We start from the raw sequence: 17068 nt of genomic DNA, 5'->3' as shown, positions 1-17068 counted from the left end.
TCGCCATAATCCCTGGGAAGGCAATATGTTTCAGGCGCTTAGGGCGAAAAAAACATCCGTCGCCGCCTTGAACTCGGCAAAGCGCTTGGCCCGCCGCTCCTCAGCTTCCTCGTCGCTGCCCCAATGCTCGATCGTCCAGTCCTCGTCGAGATGGGCAAGCGACCAGGCCTCCTCCATCGTCACCCGGCCCTCGGCGAAGGCGAGCGCCAGGATCGCCGAACCTGTGAGCGTGGTGACCGTGTGGAGTGCTGCAAGCGCCATCGCGCTGTCATATCTGGCGAGCGTGACGGCGAAGGCGGCAGTCGCCTCGCGCGGCTGCTCCTGCGGCATTACCCCTTCGACAAGGATGAAGCGAGCGCCGAGATCGTTTGCCGCCCAGTCGATGACGGGGTCCCAGCGCTCCGCCTGCCGTTCGACCAGCAATTCCGGCCCATCGGCGCGATAGCAGAGCAGGTCGCTGGAGGAAAAACGCAGGATATCCTCGAAAATCGCCTGCGCATTGGCGGTAATGCCGTCGAGCGCGGTGTTGACGAGCCGTGTCACTGGCATGCTCACCGGATTGATTTCCTCGCCCTGCGCCTGCCATTCGGCCGCGACAAGCCGCGCCAGCACCTCTGTCGGAACGGCCAGAACCTGCCGCGCCGGCGTGCGCACCATCTTGCCGTCGAGCGTGATCGCAAAACCGCCCTCGTGCTCGGCAATGGAGACGTCGGTATAGAAACGCTTCGGCAGCGGCTTCTTCATCTGGATCTGCGCGCGGCGGATGGGATCGGGATGGCTCAGGCCTTCGGAAAGGTCGTTCAGCAGATCGCGCATGGGCTCACCTCAGGAAAAATGACGCAATATCTCGTTCGGATGGTAGGCGATCGCATCAGCGCCGTTGGCGATCAGCTCATCCACGCTGGCATAGCCCCAGGCAACACCGATCGCCTTGGCGCCGGCAGCCTTTGCCATCTGCATATCGTAAACGGCATCGCCGATGACAATGGTGTCGGCAGCATTCATGCCGGTTTCATCGCAGCATTCCGTCACCATGGCCGGATGCGGCTTGGAGGGGCAATCGTCAGCGGTCCGTGCGACGATGAAATGCTCGTCGAAGCCATGCGTCTCCATCACCAGCTTCAGCCCACGCCTGGATTTGCCCGTCACCGCGCCGATCAGCAGGTCCTCGCGCCCGCTGATCGCGTTGATCATCTCGCGAATGCCGGGAAACAGCGGCTCCTTGTAATCAAGATCCTGACGCACGATCGAAAACAGCGATTTGTAATGCGCCGTCATATCGATGTCTTCCTGTTCCACATGCGGCCTGCCCTGCATGCGGGCGATCGCAATATCGAGGGACAGGCCGATAATCGCCTTGGTGTCGTCAAATCGCGGTTCCGGTTTGCCGAACTTATCGAAGGTCCGGCGCATGGTTTCGTGAATCAGACCGGCGCTATCGACCAGCGTGCCATCACAATCGAAAAGCGCCAGTTTCATTCGTCGTCCCTTTCGGCACTGGAGAGATCGAAGCCGAGAAGGTTCCAGGTCTGGACCATGTGCGGCGGCAGCGGCGCGCTGACGCGCAGCCGCCCGCCGGAGGGGTGCGGAATGTCGATGTGGCGGGCATGCAGATGCAGACGCTTCTGAACGCCGCCAGGAAAATCCCAGTTCGGATCGTCGTCGAAATATTTCGGATCGCCGATGATCGGGTGGCCGATATGCAGGGCGTGAACGCGCAGCTGATGGGTCCGGCCGGTATAGGGTTCCATCTCCAGCCAGGCGAGGTTCTGGGCGGCGGTTTCGAGCACACGATAGAAGGAGACGGCATGATCCGCGCCGTCTTCGCCGTGTTTGGCGATCCGCATGCGGTCGCCGTCGGCAGTCGGCTCCTTGACCAGCCAGGTCGAGATCTTGTCCTCATGCTTGCGCGGCACGCCCTTGACCAGCGACCAATAGGTCTTCTTGGTGTCGCGCTCGCGGAAGGCCGCCGTCAGCTTCTGCGCGGCGCCGCGCGTACGGGCGATCACGAGAACACCAGACGTGTCGCGGTCGAGGCGATGAACGAGCCGCGGCTTCTCGCCTTTCGGGCTGGTCCAGGCTTCGAGCATCTGGTCGATGTGCCTGGCGACGCCGGAGCCGCCCTGCACCGCAAGACCGGAGGGCTTGTTGAGCACGATCACCTTGTCGTCCTCATGCAGCACCATGCGCGACAGCAGTTCGAAATCGGTCGAATGCTTGAGATCCTTGCCGGCGATCGGTCCGGATTTCAGCTTGGCATCGACATCGAGCGGCGGCACGCGCACCGTCTGGCCGGGCTGCACGCGTGCATCCGATTTGACACGTCCGCCGTCGACGCGCACCTGGCCGGAGCGCAGCAGCTTCTGCAGCGGACCGAAGCCGAGCCCCGGAAAGTGCACCTTGAACCAGCGATCGAGCCGCATGCCGGCTTCGTCGGGTTCAACCTTGATATGTTCTATGCCAGCCATGAAAAATCTTTCGGAAATTGCTGCGCGGGCCGAGCCGGCGTTCTTGCCGCTGCCTTTAGAGCATTTTCACGCAAAACGGAAACCGGAAAAGAAATCAGGCCAAAGCGCGCATGACGGCAAGGCCCGCGATGACGGCCGCCATCGAAAGCCCGACGCTCGCAACGATGTAGACGCCGCCGGCAACAGCCTCACCACGCTCGAACAATGAGATGGCATCGAGCGAGAAAGCCGAGAAGGTGGTGAAGCCGCCAAGGAAGCCGGTGATCAGCAGCAGGCGCAGTTCCACCGAGGCGTTGAACTTCCGCGCAATCAGCTCGGCGAAGACGCCGATGACGAAGCAGCCGACGACATTGACGGTGAGCGTGCCCCAGGGAAAGCCTGGCCCCATGAGTCTCAGCGCCCACTGGCCGACATAATATCTGAGGAGGGAACCGATGGCGCCGCCGACGGCGACGAGAAGAGCCTGGATCATGAGCCGGATTTACCGCGTTGCGAAAGTGATTCTAACCGAACCCCTATGAATTCTTACCATTTTGTAAAATGCCAATGATTTTCTTATGATGGCGCCAAGATCATGCCGATACGGTGATGGCATGACCCAGTTGCTGTCGATATCGGCCAACACCGCCGCCGTTGCCTTCGAATCGCTGCGCATCCCGCAGCGTGTCGCGACGAGCACGGCGGCGCGCGATGCACGGCGCCTTGCCGACCGGCAGTTGAAGGCTGATAGCACCGACGAGGTCGACGAGCCTTCCAGCATCATCCAGTCGACGGAGGTGGCGCTCGACCTGATGGCCAAAGGCAATCGCCAACCGCAGGCTGGCCTGAAACAGGCGCTGCGATCCTACGAAGATTTCTGAGGCATCCGCCTTCCCCGAACGAAAAGCCCGCGGCTGCAATCGCAACCGCGGGCTTTTCTGTCTTCACAATCGTGGTCCTTACTTGCCCTGGGCCGACAATACCTGCAACACCAGATCGACCTTGCCGGCCTTTTCGAAGGTCAGCGTCACCGGCACCGTGTCGCCCTGCTTGAACGGCGTCTTCACCTTCCGGAACATCAGATGCAGGTTGCCGGGCTCGAGCTTGACCGTCTCGCCGGCAGCGATGGCGATGCCGTCCTTCAGCTGGCGCATCCGCATGACATTGTCCTTGGTCTCCATCTCGTGGATCTGAACCTCGCCTGATGCAGGCGAGCTCACCGACACCAGTCGATCATCCGTCTGGCCGTTGTTCTTCACCGTAAAGAAACCGCCGCCGACCGGCTGGCCGGGCAGCATCGCCTTGGCGAAGCCGCCGGAGATTTCGAGATCGCCGGCCTTGACCGTTTCGCCGGCGGGCGCCGCAGCACCCAAGCCCGCAATACCGGACATGTCCATGCTGGTTTTACCGGTCATGTCCATGCCGGCCATGTCGTCATGATCGTGGCCGTGACCTTCGCCGGCGACGACCTTCAGGAGCGGCGCCGGGCTTTTCAGCCCATGCGCGTCGTCGCCCTCCTTCGCCACCTGATCCCAGGCCGCGACGGTATCGCCACACATCTGCGTCACCGGAAAGGCGAGCGAGGTGCCGGCTTCGACGCCCGAAACCTTACCCTGGATCACGAAGGTGTCATAGAAATCGTCGGAGAGATTGCCGTTCTTCCAGCGGATCTCGATCGCGCCTGATTTCACCTTGTCGCCGTGATTGTCGTAGGTCTTCTGATAATCGCCCTTGATCACCTCGAGCTCCCAGCCGGCCTTCGGCTGCGGCTTGGCGAAGACGAAACCTTCCGGCAGCTTGACCCGCACTTCCGTGGTCGCCTTGCCGTCGCAGCCGTGCGGCAGCTGCAATGTGGCGAGAATGGTGCTGTCCTGCTTTGCCTGCTTGTCGAGGAAGGTCACATGCGCCTCGGCGCCGGCAAAAGCGGTGGCGGAAAGAATGGCGGCAAGCCCGAATGTCTTGCCAATTTTTTTGAAAGTTTTCATCGGATATCTCCTCGCCGGCCGCGGACTTCTCTCAAGTGGGCCGGCATTACTGATCATGGTTACGATAACAGATCAGGCGAGGATGGGGGGCGCGCGGGAATTCGCCCGGCTGACGGCGCCTGCGCCGACAACGACAGAGATTTCGACCGGCGCGTTGATCAGCGAGCCGAGCTTGCGCTCGAGCCAGGAGGCCGCATCCGGCGTCGGCAGGATGACCGAGGCCGACAGCCGGCAAGCTTCACAATTCGGTTTGAAGGTAAGGGTCTTGCCGTCGGCGTCCTTTATGGTGACGCAGAGCGAGGCGAAGGTGCCGTCGGGCAGCACATAGGCCGCGGCATCGTAGCCCTCGGCGGCGGCAGCCTGCGGCGCCTGATGGGCAAGGCCGAGCAAAACCAAGCTCAATGCGCAAAGCATGCGCAGGAAGAGCGTCGCTTTCAGTCCGGTCTGCCGCATGAGATCCCCTTCAACAGCATGTCGCGATAGCCGGTTTCCCCGCCGAATGCAAAAGCAGATTTGCCGCAGATTAGGGCTTGGTTGGAATAAGACGACAAAAATTTGCCCGGTCACGACATTTGCCCCTTGCCAAGCGCTGCACCCGCCGGATAATTGCGCCAACCTTGTTGGGAGAATCCGGTGCTTTCGCCACCGGTGCCGAAGGAGCAACCGCCCCGGAAACTCTCAGGCAAAAGGACCAGCAAGGGGCAGACGGAACTCTGGAGAGAAGCGTTCTCGAAACGCTCGCCGAAGGGATAACAATCTCAGGCACTCAGGACAGAGGGGGCTCAGGAGAGAAGTGCGCAACCGCGCCTTCAGATTTGAGCCCGCGCCTTCCTGAGAAGGCGCAAACCCCGGAGGCGTCTTTTGGACGATACTGCTGCCCTGAAGAAAACCCCGCTGCATGCCCTGCATCTTTCGCTCGGCGCCCGCATGGTGCCGTTCGCTGGCTATGACATGCCGGTGCAATATCCTGCAGGTGTCATGAAGGAACATCTTCATACCCGCACCGAAGCCGGCCTCTTCGACGTCTCCCATATGGGCCAGGTGATCGTGAAGGCGAAATCGGGCAGCTACGAAGATGCCGCGCTGGCGCTCGAAAGCCTGGTGCCGGTTGACATACTGGGCCTTGCCGAGGGCCGTCAGCGCTATGGCTTCTTCACCGACGACACCGGCTGCATTCTCGACGACCTGATGATCACCCATCTCGACGATCATCTTTTCGTCGTCGTCAACGCGTCGTGCAAGGAAGCCGACCTCGCCCATCTGCAGACCCATATCGGCGACCAATGCGATATCACCCTTCTCAATCGTGCTCTGATCGCGCTGCAGGGACCGCGTGCCGTCGAGGTTCTCGCCGAGCTCTGGGCCGACGTCGCGGCGATGAAATTCATGGATGTGCGCCACTGCCGCCTGCACGACGTTTCCTGTCTTGTCTCGCGCTCCGGCTATAGCGGCGAGGACGGCTTTGAAATCTCGATTCCATCAGACAAGGCCGAGGATGTCACCATGCGGTTGCTCGAACATCCCGACGTCCAGGCAATCGGGCTCGGTGCCCGCGATTCGCTGCGCCTGGAAGCCGGCCTCTGCCTCTACGGCAATGATATCGACACGACCACCTCACCGGTCGAGGCGGCGCTGGAATGGGCCATGCAGAAGGCAAGGCGCGGCGGTGGTGCACGCGCCGGCGGCTTCCCCGGCTCCGGCCGCATCCTTTCCGAACTTGAAAACGGCGCCGCGCGCCGCCGCGTCGGCCTGAAGCCGGAAGGCAAGGCCCCGGTGCGCGGCCATGCCAAGCTCTATGCCGATGCCGAGGGCAAGGTAGAAATCGGCGAAGTCACCTCGGGCGGCTTCGGCCCCAGCGTCGAAGCCCCCGTCGCCATGGGCTACGTGCCGATCTCTCATGCTGCGGCGGGCACACTCGTCTATGCCGAGGTGCGCGGCAAATATCTGCCGATCACCGTCAGCGCCCTGCCCTTCGTCACACCGACCTACAAACGCTAAACCTTTTCCAGAGAGGACGAACAATGCTGAAATTTACCGAAGAACACGAATGGCTGAAGATCGAAGGCGGCGTTGCGACGGTCGGCATCACCAACTATGCCGTCGATCAGCTCGGCGACCTGGTTTTCGTCGAACTGCCGGAAGTCGGCGCGACCTTCTCCAAGAACGGCAATGCCGCGACCGTTGAATCCGTCAAGGCTGCTTCCGACGTCTATTGTCCGCTTGATGGCGAGATCACCGAGGTCAATCCGGCCATCGTTGCCGATCCGTCATTGGTCAATTCCGATCCTCAGGGCGCCGGCTGGTTCTTCAAGCTGAAGCTTGCAAATCCTGCGGACGCCGATGGCCTGCTCGATGAGGCGGCCTACAAGGAGCTCACTGCGTAATGACGACGCCGACGGAATTCCAGTTTACCGACTATCAGCCCTACGATTTCGCCAATCGCCGCCATATCGGCCCCTCGCCGGCTGAGATGACCGACATGCTGAAGGTGATCGGCTATAACAGCCTCGACGGCCTGATCGACGCGACACTGCCGCCCTCGATCCGCCAGAAGGCGCCGCTCGTCTGGGGCGCGCCGATGACGGAGCGTGAGGCGCTCGACAAGCTGCGCGAGACCGCCAACAAGAACAAGGTGCTGGTCTCGCTGATCGGCCAGGGTTACTACGGTACGATCACGCCGCCTGTCATCCAGCGCAACATCCTGGAGAACCCGGCCTGGTATACGGCCTATACGCCTTACCAGCCGGAGATCAGCCAGGGCCGCCTGGAAGCGCTGCTCAACTACCAGACGATGATCTGCGACTTGACCGGCCTCGACGTCGCCAACGCCTCGCTGCTCGACGAGGCGACCGCCGCCGCCGAAGGCATGGCGATCGCCGAGCGCGTCGCCAAGTCGAAGGCAAAAGCCTTCTTCGTCGATGCAGACTGCCATCCGCAGACCATCGCCCTCATCCGCACCCGCGCCGAGCCACTCGGCTGGAGCGTCATCGTCGGCAATCCCTTCACCGATCTCGACCCCGTCGATGTCTTCGGGGCGATCTTCCAGTATCCGGGCACGCATGGTCACGTGCATGATTTTACCGGCCTGATCGCGCGCCTGCACCAGACCGGCGCCATCGCTATCGTCGCCGCCGATATCCTGGCGCTGACGCTGCTGAAATCGCCCGGCGAAATGGGCGCCGATATCGCCATCGGTTCCTCGCAGCGCTTCGGCGTCCCGGTCGGCTATGGCGGCCCGCATGCGGCCTATATGTCGGTCAAGGATGCCATCAAGCGCTCCATGCCCGGCCGTCTCGTCGGCGTTTCCGTCGATGCCCGTGGCAACCGTGCCTATCGCCTGTCGCTGCAGACCCGCGAGCAGCATATCCGCCGCGAGAAGGCAACGTCGAATATCTGCACCGCCCAGGTGCTGCTCGCCGTCATGGCCTCGATGTATGCCGTCTTCCACGGCCCGAAGGGCATCAAGGCGATCGCCCAGCAGGTGCACCAGAAAGCCGTGCTGATGGCCAAGGGCCTGGAAAAGCTCGGCTATAAGGTGGAACCCGACACCTTCTTCGACACGATCACCGTCGATGTCGGCCACATGCAGGGCCTGATCCTGCGCGCCGCCGTTGCCGAAGGCGTCAATCTGCGCAAGGTCGGCGAAACCCGGATCGGCATGAGCCTCGACGAGCGCACCCGCCCTGCGACGCTGGAAGCCGTGTGGCGCGCCTTCGGCGGCAATTTCACCATTGCCGATTTCGAGCCTTCCTATCGCCTGCCGAAGGGCCTGCTTCGGACCAGCGACTACCTCACCCATCCGATCTTCCACATGAACCGCGCCGAAAGCGAGATGACGCGTTACATCCGCCGGCTCTCCGACCGGGATCTGGCGCTCGACCGCTCGATGATCCCGCTCGGCTCCTGCACGATGAAGCTCAATGCGACGGCGGAAATGCTGCCGATCACCTGGCCGGAATTTTCCGATATCCATCCTTTTGTGCCGGCCGACCAGGCGCTCGGTTACCGCGAGATGATCGACGACCTGATCGAAAAGCTCTGCGCCGTCACCGGCTACGACGCCTTCTCGATGCAGCCGAATTCCGGCGCGCAGGGCGAATATGCCGGCCTGCTGACGATCCGCAACTATCATATCGCCAATGGCGACGGCCATCGTGACGTCTGCTTGATCCCGACCTCGGCGCATGGCACCAACCCGGCCTCGGCCCAGATGGTCGGCATGAAGGTTGTCGTCGTCAAGGTCCGCGAGAATGGCGATATCGATCTCGACGATTTCCGCGCCAAGGCTGAGCAGCATGCGGCAAATCTCTCCTGCTGCATGATCACCTATCCCTCGACGCACGGCGTCTTCGAGGAAACCGTCAGGGAAATCTGCGATCTGGTGCATGAGCATGGCGGCCAGGTCTATCTCGACGGCGCCAACATGAACGCCATGGTCGGCCTGTCCCGCCCCGGTGACATCGGCTCCGACGTTTCGCATCTCAACCTGCACAAGACCTTCTGCATTCCGCATGGCGGCGGCGGACCCGGCATGGGCCCGATCGGAGTCAAGGCGCATCTGGCCCCCTACCTGCCCGGCCATCCCGAAACCGACGGCCGTTCGGGTGCGGTCTCGGCCGCCGCCTTCGGCTCCGCCTCGATCCTGCCGATCTCCTGGAGCTATTGCCTGATGATGGGCGGTGAAGGCCTGACCCAGGCGACCAAGGTGGCGATCCTCAACGCCAACTATATCGCCACCCGGCTGAAGGGCGCCTATGACGTGCTCTACAAGTCGAAGACCGGCCGGGTCGCGCATGAATGTATCATCGACACACGCCCGCTGGTCGATAGCTCAGGCGTCACCGTCGACGATGTCGCCAAGCGCCTGATCGACTGCGGCTTCCACGCGCCGACCATGAGCTGGCCGGTCGCCGGCACGCTGATGATCGAGCCGACGGAAAGCGAGACCAAGGCCGAGCTCGACCGTTTCTGCGAGGCGATGCTGGCGATCCGCGAGGAAGCCCGCGCCATCGAGGATGGCCGCATGGACAAGACCAACAACCCGCTGAAGAACGCCCCGCACACGGTCGAAGACCTCGTCGGCGAATGGGACCGTCCCTACAGCCGGGAACAGGCCTGCTTCCCGCCCGGCGCCTTCCGCGTCGACAAATATTGGTCCCCGGTCAACCGCGTCGACAACGTCTATGGCGACCGCAACCTGATCTGCACCTGCCCGCCGGTGGAAAGCTACGCAGAGGCGGCCGAATAACGGTCACACCTGACGCCGTAGCGAAAGCCGAGCAATCCAAGCCCCTTCCATCATGGGAGGGGCTTTCCTCATTCTGATAGAAATGTGCGAAGGAAGGTCATTCCATGCCCCAGGATCAAAGCGAAGCAAGAATGCAGGCGCCATGGTCGAAACCCGTGCTCGTCGCCCTCGAAGAGTCCGGCAAATACACGAGCATCGATACCACCCAGGCCGCCTCCTGGGCAATGATCGAGGATTGGCCGACCGAGGACGGTGCCGCACTCGACCAGGCGCTGCTGATCTGCGCCGACGTCATCAAGGGCAAGCGCACCGGCGAGGATGCACGCAAAGCATTCATCGCCGCCGCGGTCGAAGCTGGCCTCGATATCAAGACCTGAACGGCGGAGACACGACGCCCCGCGTAGGCTCAACGTAAGAGAGGTGGACCGGTTTGCAGCCGGTCCAGCTTCAATACCTCGGCAGGGGCACCCGTTCCCGGTTCCCCTGCGCTCCGTCAGTGCCAAAATGTGCGGTTTGCCGCTTAGAAGCGCTCGCCGACCATGTCCTCGCTCTTGGCCCACAATGCCTTGGCCGTCGCGGGATCGAGCGCGTAGCTGCGCACGCCTTCGGAAATCGGGCTGATTTCCGCATCCGTTACTTCGGAGACGTGGCAATTTTCGCAATATCTGCCGCCGACCGCGTCTGCCGGAGCGACGAAACCTGCCCAGACTGAGGTCGCGGCACCTTGCGGGATCGTCTTCCGCTGGAAGGGCGGTTTGCCCTCGGCGGCGAGTGCTGCGTTGATCTCAGCCATCATGCCTTCGATCGCGCCGGCGCCGACATGACGGTCGAGCTCGGTCTGGATGCCGCCGGGATGCAGTGCCGTCGCACGGATACCGCGCTTCTCGAGGCGCCGGTCGAGCTCCACCGCGAACAGGATATTTGCGGTTTTCGACTGGGCATAGGCCGCCCAGGGCTCATAGGTCTTGCTCTCGAAATTGAGGTCGTCGAGGCTGAAAGGAGCCATGCGATGGGCCGAGGACGCGACGATCACCACACGGCCGCCCGATTTGACGAGCGATGCGATGCGATTGACCAGCACAAAATGACCGAGATGATTGGTGCCGAACTGCGTTTCGAAACCATCGGCGGTGCGGCCGAAGGGAGCAGCCATCACGCCGGCATTGGCAATGACGACATCGAAGGGGCGGCCATCCGCGATGAGCGCATCGGCGCAGGCCCGCACGCTTGCCAGAGAAGCAAGATCGAGCTCGACGATGTCAAGACTGCCGCCATTGGCTGCACCGGCGCGCACGACTTCCGTTGCCGCCCTTGCCTTTGCAAGGTCACGGGCCGTACCCACCACCTGCGCTCCATGGACTGCCAGGACACGTGCGGTTTCCACGCCGAGACCGGCCGAAACACCCGTCACCAGAACACGCTTGCCGTTGAGATCGACGCCGGCGAGCACCTCATCGGTGGTCGATGTCGCGCCAAAAAGTCCACTCATGATTATCTCCTTGATCATGGACGCACCGCTCCGGGCTGGTGGACCATTGCCCGCCGGCCTCTAATGGAATAAAAGGAGGATGCCTCCAGATAAATATGGAGGGCGCCTCCGTTTATCAAGGGGACTTCTCGGAAATGGCTGAAAAAAGTGACGGACCCACCGTCCGAAAGCCGCGTGCGGATGCCGAACGCAACCGTCTTCTGCTGATGGAAACGGCAAAGACCGTCTTTGCCGACAAGGGTTCCAACGCCAGCCTGGAAGAAATTGCGCGCATCGCCGGCGTCGGCATCGGCACACTTTATCGCCATTTCCCGACGCGCGATGCATTGGTTGCCGCCATCTACCGCAACGAGACGACGCAGCTTGCCGCTGCCGCCAAAAGCCTTGCCGAGACACATCCGCCTGTCGAAGCGCTTCGTCTGTGGCTGGTGCAGTTCGTCGATTATGTCGTAACGAAACACGGCATGTCGGAGGTGCTGGATTCTTTGGTCGGCGGCACCTCCGAGCTCTATGCCGATTCGGCCGACTTGATCATAGGCGCCGTCAATCTGCTGGTGGATCGCGCAGTCGCCACCGGCGAAATCCGCCTGGCGATGGACCCGCTCGATATCCTGCGCGCGCTGGCGGGCGGCGCAAGCATCAGCTGCGGCCCCGCCTGGCGGGAGGCAGCAAGACAACTCATCGATATTCTGATTGCGGGGATGAGAGCCAGTCGCTGAGAGGGAGCCAAGTCGCAGTGGTTAAAGGCCCCTCCCATAGGTTGGGAGCGGCTGGATGCTTCTGATGCACAAGGATCAAATTTAACCTTTCTTAGCAAGTCTCTGTTAGCAATTCATAAAGGCGGCTTCCATCAACATGGATCATCGTCGATCCCTTGTTTTGCGTGCAGGTTCTTATGCGTCCATCGGCTGTGCCAGCAATCCTCCTCGCCGCCCTGATTCTGTCGGGATGCGCCGCAAGTTCTGGGGCCGAAGATGTGCTCACCCCTGTACCGTCGCGCGAAACGACCAATGCCATTACCCAGCCGAGCGGCCCGATACCGGCTGCAGCCGTGGGCGATCCTGCTCCGCAGGCAAGCTCGCCGCAGGAGGCATTGAGCTGGACGGGGCAGGTTCCGGAGCCGCAGGCGCTCGTCCCCGCAGACAGGCCGGTCGGCATGCCGATGCCGACGGAAAAACCGGTCGCCATGCTGATGCCGAGCAATCCCGCGGGCAATGCGATGCCCGATCTCGGCGCGAGGCCGCCCTCACGCGGCCAAATTTACGGCCACCGGTTCCGCGATGCCAAGCCGATCAACTTCGGTTCCACCTCGCCGAGAAAGCTTGCCGTGCACGGCGTCGACGTGTCGCGCTGGCAGGGCGAGATCGATTGGGAGACGCTGCGCAGGCAAGGCGCGAACTTCGTCTACATCAAGGCGACAGACGGTGGCGATCACCTCGATCCGATGTTCAAGAAGAACTGGCGCCGGGCCAAGGAAGCCGGGCTGAAACACGGCGCCTATCACTTCTTCTATTGGTGCCGGACAGCCGGCGAGCAGGCCGACTGGTTCATCCGCAACGTACCAAAGGAAGCCAACGCTCTTCCGCCTGTGATCGACGTCGAATGGAACGGCGAATCGAGCTGCAAGAGGCGCATCTCGCCTGAACGTGTCCGGGAAAAGATGCAGGTCTTCATGGACAAGCTGGAGCGCCATTACGGCCAGCGTCCAATCATCTACACCGCGCCGGACTTCTACCGGGATAACCTGAAGGGCCAAATGCTCGACTATCCCTTCTGGCTGCGCTCGGTGGCCGCTCACCCCTCCAAGGTCTATCCGGGCCGCAAGTGGCTCTTCTGGCAGTATTCCGGCTCCGGCCTTTCCGATGGCGTCGACGGCAAGATCGACCTGAACGTCTTCAACGGCAATGAAAGCGACTGGCACGACTGGGTGGCGTCGCGATAGCCAAGCTGTCCATGATTTCCGCGCCTTTCCAACATCGTTCCGTGCCAATCCGGAACAGATGAATGGCAAGACGCACTCAACTGTAGGTCTTTGCTAACGCAACGCCTTCAGCATTCTCTAAATCCTCGCGTGTACAAGAATTTCATCCAGTTCTGGGGAAACGGCTGATGAGCATATCGGGCATGACGAGCACTGCTCTTTCGGGAATGCGGGCGCAGACGACGCGGGTCGGCGCGATTGCCAACAACATCGCAAACAGCAGCACGCCGGACTATGCCAGGCTGAACACCAGCCTCACCTCCGTTGAAGCAGGCGGTGTCCAGGCCGTCGTCAGCCCGACGGCGTCGGATGTCGATCCCGCCACCGAATTGACCGGCCTTGTTGAAGCCGAGCAGAGCTACAAGGCAAACGCCGTGGTCTTCGAGACCGGCGCCGATATGTGGGAAATGCTGATGAGCATCAAGCGCGACTGAGCACGCCCGATTTCATGGAGTTGCTGGCGGAGAATTTTCCGTCGGCCTGAAGGCCATCAGGAATGCGCCGGCTCGGCCTGGCGCTGGGCGGCAAGGGCCGCGAGATCGGCAGGCTTCAGCTCGACGGATTCGCCGCAGCCGCAGGCCGACGTCTGGTTCGGATTTGTGAAGGTGAAGCCCGAGCGCAGCGTCGTCGTCTCGAAGCCCATTTCGGTGCCGAGCAAATAAAGAGCCGCCGACGGCTCGACCCAGACTTTTGCACCATCGCGCTCGATCAGGTCGTCCTTGGCATTGGGCTCGGTCACCAGGTCGATGGTATACTCCATCCCGGCGCAGCCGCCCTTCTTGATGCCGACGCGAATGCCTTTGGCGGCCGGTCCCGAGTTCTCGACGATCGACTTGACACGGGCCGCAGCCCCGTCCGTCATGCTCATGATTGCAAAGCCCATCGGCTTATTCTCCTTCCGCAACCGGGGTCAAGATCCGGCGCATCGTGACTCAAATGTAGTCGTCCGAGGTAAACGGATCAATACCACGGCACCGTATCAGTACCAGCCGACGGCGACCTGCGCCTCTTCGGACATGCGGTCCGGCGTCCACGGCGGATCGAAGGTCATTTCGACCTCGACGCCCGATACGCCCTCGACGGCGCCGACGGCGTTCTCGACCCAGCCTGGCATCTCGCCGGCCACCGGGCAGCCGGGCGCTGTCAGCGTCATCATGATCTTCACCATCCGGTCGTCTTCGATATCGATCTTGTAGATCAGACCGAGTTCGAAGATGTCGGCCGGAATTTCGGGATCGTAGACGGTCTTCAGGGCGCTGATGACGTCGTCACTCAGCCGCGCCAGTTCATCGGCCGGAATGCTGGAATGCACGATGCCTTCGCGCACGTCGATCTTCTGTTCGCTTTCGTCCAGGCTCATCACGGACACTCCTCAAGCAAAGAACTTGCGCGCATATTCCAGCGCATCGGCCAGGGTATCGACCTCGGCACGGGTATTATACATGCCGAAAGATGCACGGCATGTGGATGTAACGCCGAAGCGTTTCAAGAGCGGCATGGCGCAATGAGTGCCGGCCCTGACCGCAACACCCTGCCGGTCGATCACCATCGAGACGTCATGGGCATGGATTCCGGCAAGCTCGAAAGAAAAGATACTCCCCTTATCGGGCGCCGTCCCGAAGACCCGCAGCGAATTGACCGATTTCAGCCGCTCGACAGCATAGGCCGCAAGATCGGCCTCATGCCGGGCGATAGCCTCGCGGCCGATCTTCTCCATATAGTCGAGCGCGTAACCGAGCCCGATCGCCTGCACGATCGGCGGTGTGCCGGCCTCGAAGCGATGCGGCGGGTCATTATAGGTGACGACGTCCTCGGCGACTTCAAAGATCATCTCGCCGCCACCCTGGAACGGACGCATCTCCTGCAGCCGTTCCTTCTTGCCGTAAAGCACGCCGATGCCGGATGGGCCGTAGAGCTTGTGGCCGGTCATGACGTACCAGTCGCAATCGATATCCTGCACGTCGACCGGCAGATGCACGGCGCCCTGGCTGCCATCGATCAGCACCGGGATGCCGCGCTCATGCGCGATCCGGCAGACTTCCTTGACGGGAACGATCGTGCCGAGCGCATTCGACATGTGGGTGATGGCGACGAGCTTGGTGCGCTCCGTCAGGCTCTTTTCGAAATCCTCGATATGGAAGGCGCCCTCGTCGTCGACGGGCACCCAGACGAGTTTGGCGCCCTGCCGCTCGCGGATGAAGTGCCAGGGCACGATGTTGGAATGGTGCTCCATGATCGTGAGGACGATCTCGTCGCCTTCGCCAATCTTGGGCATGCCCCAGCCATAGGCGACGGTGTTGATCGCTTCCGTCGAATTCTTGGTGAAGACGATGTCATCAACCGAAGGCGCATTGAGGAAGCGGCGGACTTTTTCGCGCGCGGCCTCATAGGCGTCCGTCGCGGCATTCGAGAGATAGTGCAGGCCGCGATGCACATTGGCATATTCATGCGAATAGGCATGCGAGATGGCGTCGATCACCACCTGCGGCTTCTGTGCCGACGCGCCGTTATCGAGATAGACCAGCGGCTTGCCGTGCACCTTCTCCGCCAGGATCGGAAAATCCCGGCGGATGGCTTCGACGTCGTACTCAGTGGCCGGCACTATCTTGTCCATCAATATATCCGATCAGGCGTGCTTTTCGAGCCAGGCCGAAATCACGCTTTCCAGCGCCTCGACCAGGGCCTCGTCTTCCAGTTCCTCGACGATTTCGGCGACGAAGGCGTTGACCAGCATCGCCCGCGCCATCTTCTCCGGAATACCACGCGCCATCAGGTAATAGAGGTGATTGGCGTCGATATCGGTCACCGTCGCGCCATGGCCGCACTGCACGTCGTCGGCAAAGATCTCAAGCTCGGGCTTGACCGAGAATTCGGCATCGTCGGACATCAGCAGCGTGTTGCAGGCCATCTTGGCATCGGTCTTCTGCGCATCGGGCGCCACCCGGATCATGCCCTGGAACACGCCCTTGGCGCGGTCGAAGACGACGTTGCGGATCACCTCGGTCGAACCGGTGTTCGGCACATCGTGGCCGAGCACCATCGTCACGTCGGTATGGCTGTCAGCGCCCAGCAGGTTGATGCCGCGCAGCGTCAGATCGGCGCCCTCGCCCGTCACCTTGATATGCAGTTCCTGGCGCACCAGCTTGCCGCCGGCATTGATGACGAACAGCCGAAGCTTGGCGTCAGCGCCGAGATCGATGCGGATCTGCCCAAGATGCGTATCGTCGGCTCCCTGCTGCTGCAGGATGATCCAGGTCAGCTCCGTTCCCTCGCCGACCGTAATGTCGCTGACATGGGAGACCAGCGCCGCATCATTTGTCGCCGCAAGGTGACGCTCGATGACGGTCGCCTTGACGCCGGCGCCGAAGGCCACGGGAAGGCGCGTATGCGCTTGCCCGCCGGCATGGATGAACTGGATTTCGAGCGGAGCTTCAAGCTCGGTGCCGGCAGGCACGTCGACGACATAGCCGTCGCGCACGAAGCTGCCATTGATGCGGCCGACGGCGTCGTCGTTGCCGAGCGCATCGAGCCCGCCTGCGGCGGAGCCATCGAGCAGATGGCCGGAATAGGTCGAAATGCCAAGACCGTCGGCGGCAGCCTTCTGGTTGGAATGGCCCTGGATCACCGCCAGCACCGTGGCATCGGCAACGAGCGGCTCCAAAGCTTCGGAGCCCGCATCACCTGCCTGTGGCGGAACGGTGCGCAGAAGATTCTTGAGGTCGGTATAATGCCAGGCCTCGATGCGGCGCGTCGGCAGGCCGGCCTTCTTCAGGTCGTCGAGAAGCCGGTCGCGCAGCGCCGTCACCGCGCCATTGCCGGGCAGCTCACCGATCTGCTGGTTGAAGGCCTCGATCAGTGCCGCTTCGGCCGCTGTCAGGCGGCTCGTCGTCTGCATGTTCATGGACGTCGTCCTTTCCA

Annotated in this window: 19 protein-coding genes and 2 riboswitches; of the genes, 8 read left to right on the top strand and 11 right to left on the bottom strand. The window is 62.0% G+C overall.

Features of this window, described 5'->3' with window-relative positions:
- Positions 1-30: 30 nt before the first annotated feature.
- The 4 genes from FHT79_RS11400 to crcB form a co-directional block, all read right to left on the bottom strand.
- The gene (locus FHT79_RS11400) at positions 31-816 is read right to left on the bottom strand and encodes an ATP12 family chaperone protein (protein WP_168333009.1); all 786 of its coding nucleotides are present in this window, start codon (positions 814-816) and stop codon (positions 31-33) included.
- Positions 817-825: 9 nt separating this feature from the next.
- Positions 826-1479, bottom strand: a complete 654-nt coding sequence (locus tag FHT79_RS11395; RefSeq protein WP_168333008.1) for an HAD-IA family hydrolase — start codon at positions 1477-1479, stop codon at positions 826-828.
- A complete protein-coding gene (locus tag FHT79_RS11390; protein ID WP_097594405.1) occupies positions 1476-2468 on the bottom strand; it encodes an RluA family pseudouridine synthase in 993 nt (330 codons plus the stop codon). Before FHT79_RS11390 ends, FHT79_RS11395 begins: the two co-directional genes overlap by 4 nt.
- 94 nt (positions 2469-2562) lie before the next feature.
- Positions 2563-2940: a fluoride efflux transporter CrcB gene (crcB, locus tag FHT79_RS11385; RefSeq protein WP_168333007.1), complete on the bottom strand. Its 378-nt coding sequence runs from the start codon at positions 2938-2940 to the stop codon at positions 2563-2565.
- Positions 2941-3061: 121 nt separating this feature from the next.
- Between crcB and FHT79_RS11380 the strand changes: the two genes are divergently transcribed.
- Entirely contained in the window at positions 3062-3328 is a 267-nt protein-coding gene (locus FHT79_RS11380; RefSeq protein ID WP_063475248.1) for a hypothetical protein, read from the top strand.
- Positions 3329-3406: 78 nt separating this feature from the next.
- On the opposite strand, the gene FHT79_RS11375 is transcribed toward FHT79_RS11380, so the two are convergent.
- Together FHT79_RS11375 and FHT79_RS11370 are read right to left on the bottom strand one after the other, a co-directional pair.
- Positions 3407-4432: a DUF1775 domain-containing protein gene (locus FHT79_RS11375; protein ID WP_183903366.1), complete on the bottom strand. Its 1026-nt coding sequence runs from the start codon at positions 4430-4432 to the stop codon at positions 3407-3409.
- A gap of 72 nt (positions 4433-4504) precedes the next feature.
- Positions 4505-4885 carry a hypothetical protein gene (locus FHT79_RS11370; RefSeq protein ID WP_097594401.1) on the bottom strand — a complete coding sequence of 127 codons (381 nt, stop codon included), beginning with the start codon at positions 4883-4885 and terminating at the stop codon, positions 4505-4507.
- A 158-nt stretch (positions 4886-5043) separates the two neighbouring features.
- A riboswitch (glycine riboswitch) is annotated at positions 5044-5132 on the top strand.
- Positions 5133-5135: 3 nt separating this feature from the next.
- A riboswitch (glycine riboswitch) is annotated at positions 5136-5217 on the top strand.
- 76 nt (positions 5218-5293) lie between these two features.
- On the opposite strand from FHT79_RS11370, the gene gcvT reads away from it, so the two are divergent.
- The 4 genes from gcvT (at position 5294) to FHT79_RS11350 (ending at position 10057) form a co-directional block, all read left to right on the top strand.
- Positions 5294-6430: a glycine cleavage system aminomethyltransferase GcvT gene (gcvT, locus tag FHT79_RS11365; RefSeq protein WP_097594400.1), complete on the top strand. Its 1137-nt coding sequence runs from the start codon at positions 5294-5296 to the stop codon at positions 6428-6430.
- A 23-nt stretch (positions 6431-6453) separates the two neighbouring features.
- Positions 6454-6816, top strand: coding sequence for a glycine cleavage system protein GcvH (gene gcvH / locus FHT79_RS11360; protein WP_047609939.1), 363 nt, complete (start codon positions 6454-6456; stop codon positions 6814-6816).
- On the top strand, positions 6816-9680 hold the full coding sequence (gcvP, locus tag FHT79_RS11355) for an aminomethyl-transferring glycine dehydrogenase (protein WP_063475244.1): 2865 nt from the start codon (positions 6816-6818) through the stop codon (positions 9678-9680). The genes gcvH and gcvP overlap by 1 nt, the downstream gene beginning before the upstream one ends.
- 131 nt (positions 9681-9811) lie before the next feature.
- A complete protein-coding gene (locus FHT79_RS11350; RefSeq protein WP_047609943.1) occupies positions 9812-10057 on the top strand; it encodes a DUF982 domain-containing protein in 246 nt (81 codons plus the stop codon).
- Between the two features lie 143 nt (positions 10058-10200).
- On the opposite strand, the gene FHT79_RS11345 is transcribed toward FHT79_RS11350, so the two are convergent.
- Entirely contained in the window at positions 10201-11169 is a 969-nt protein-coding gene (locus tag FHT79_RS11345; RefSeq protein ID WP_097594436.1) for an SDR family NAD(P)-dependent oxidoreductase, read from the bottom strand.
- Positions 11170-11264: 95 nt separating this feature from the next.
- On the opposite strand from FHT79_RS11345, the gene FHT79_RS11340 reads away from it, so the two are divergent.
- The 3 genes from FHT79_RS11340 to FHT79_RS11330 all read left to right on the top strand — a co-directional run bounded on the left by FHT79_RS11340 (position 11265) and on the right by FHT79_RS11330 (position 13584).
- Positions 11265-11888, top strand: coding sequence for a TetR/AcrR family transcriptional regulator (locus FHT79_RS11340; RefSeq protein WP_097594399.1), 624 nt, complete (start codon positions 11265-11267; stop codon positions 11886-11888).
- 176 nt (positions 11889-12064) lie between these two features.
- Complete coding sequence (locus FHT79_RS11335) at positions 12065-13111, top strand: GH25 family lysozyme (protein ID WP_168333004.1); 1047 nt, start codon at positions 12065-12067, stop codon at positions 13109-13111.
- 167 nt (positions 13112-13278) lie between these two features.
- Positions 13279-13584 carry a flagellar basal body protein gene (locus FHT79_RS11330; RefSeq protein ID WP_028757740.1) on the top strand — a complete coding sequence of 102 codons (306 nt, stop codon included), beginning with the start codon at positions 13279-13281 and terminating at the stop codon, positions 13582-13584.
- 56 nt (positions 13585-13640) lie between these two features.
- Here the strand turns inward: FHT79_RS11330 and sufA are convergent, their stop codons facing one another.
- The 4 genes from sufA to sufD all read right to left on the bottom strand — a co-directional run bounded on the left by sufA (position 13641) and on the right by sufD (position 17051).
- A complete protein-coding gene (sufA, locus tag FHT79_RS11325; RefSeq protein ID WP_097594397.1) occupies positions 13641-14033 on the bottom strand; it encodes a Fe-S cluster assembly scaffold SufA in 393 nt (130 codons plus the stop codon).
- Positions 14034-14129: 96 nt separating this feature from the next.
- Positions 14130-14510 (bottom strand): SUF system Fe-S cluster assembly protein, encoded by a 381-nt coding sequence (locus FHT79_RS11320; RefSeq protein WP_016554095.1) that lies wholly within the window; start codon positions 14508-14510, stop codon positions 14130-14132.
- A gap of 12 nt (positions 14511-14522) precedes the next feature.
- On the bottom strand, positions 14523-15764 hold the full coding sequence (locus tag FHT79_RS11315) for a cysteine desulfurase (RefSeq protein ID WP_097594396.1): 1242 nt from the start codon (positions 15762-15764) through the stop codon (positions 14523-14525).
- A gap of 12 nt (positions 15765-15776) precedes the next feature.
- A complete protein-coding gene (gene sufD / locus FHT79_RS11310; RefSeq protein WP_028757742.1) occupies positions 15777-17051 on the bottom strand; it encodes a Fe-S cluster assembly protein SufD in 1275 nt (424 codons plus the stop codon).
- Between the last annotated feature and the right edge of the window lie 17 nt (positions 17052-17068).

This window comes from Rhizobium sp. BK212 (assembly GCF_014197475.1).
GTDB lineage: Bacteria > Pseudomonadota > Alphaproteobacteria > Rhizobiales > Rhizobiaceae > Rhizobium > Rhizobium anhuiense.
The sequence above is the reverse complement of the archived record's forward strand: the minus strand, read 5'-3'. Positions and strand labels throughout refer to the sequence as shown.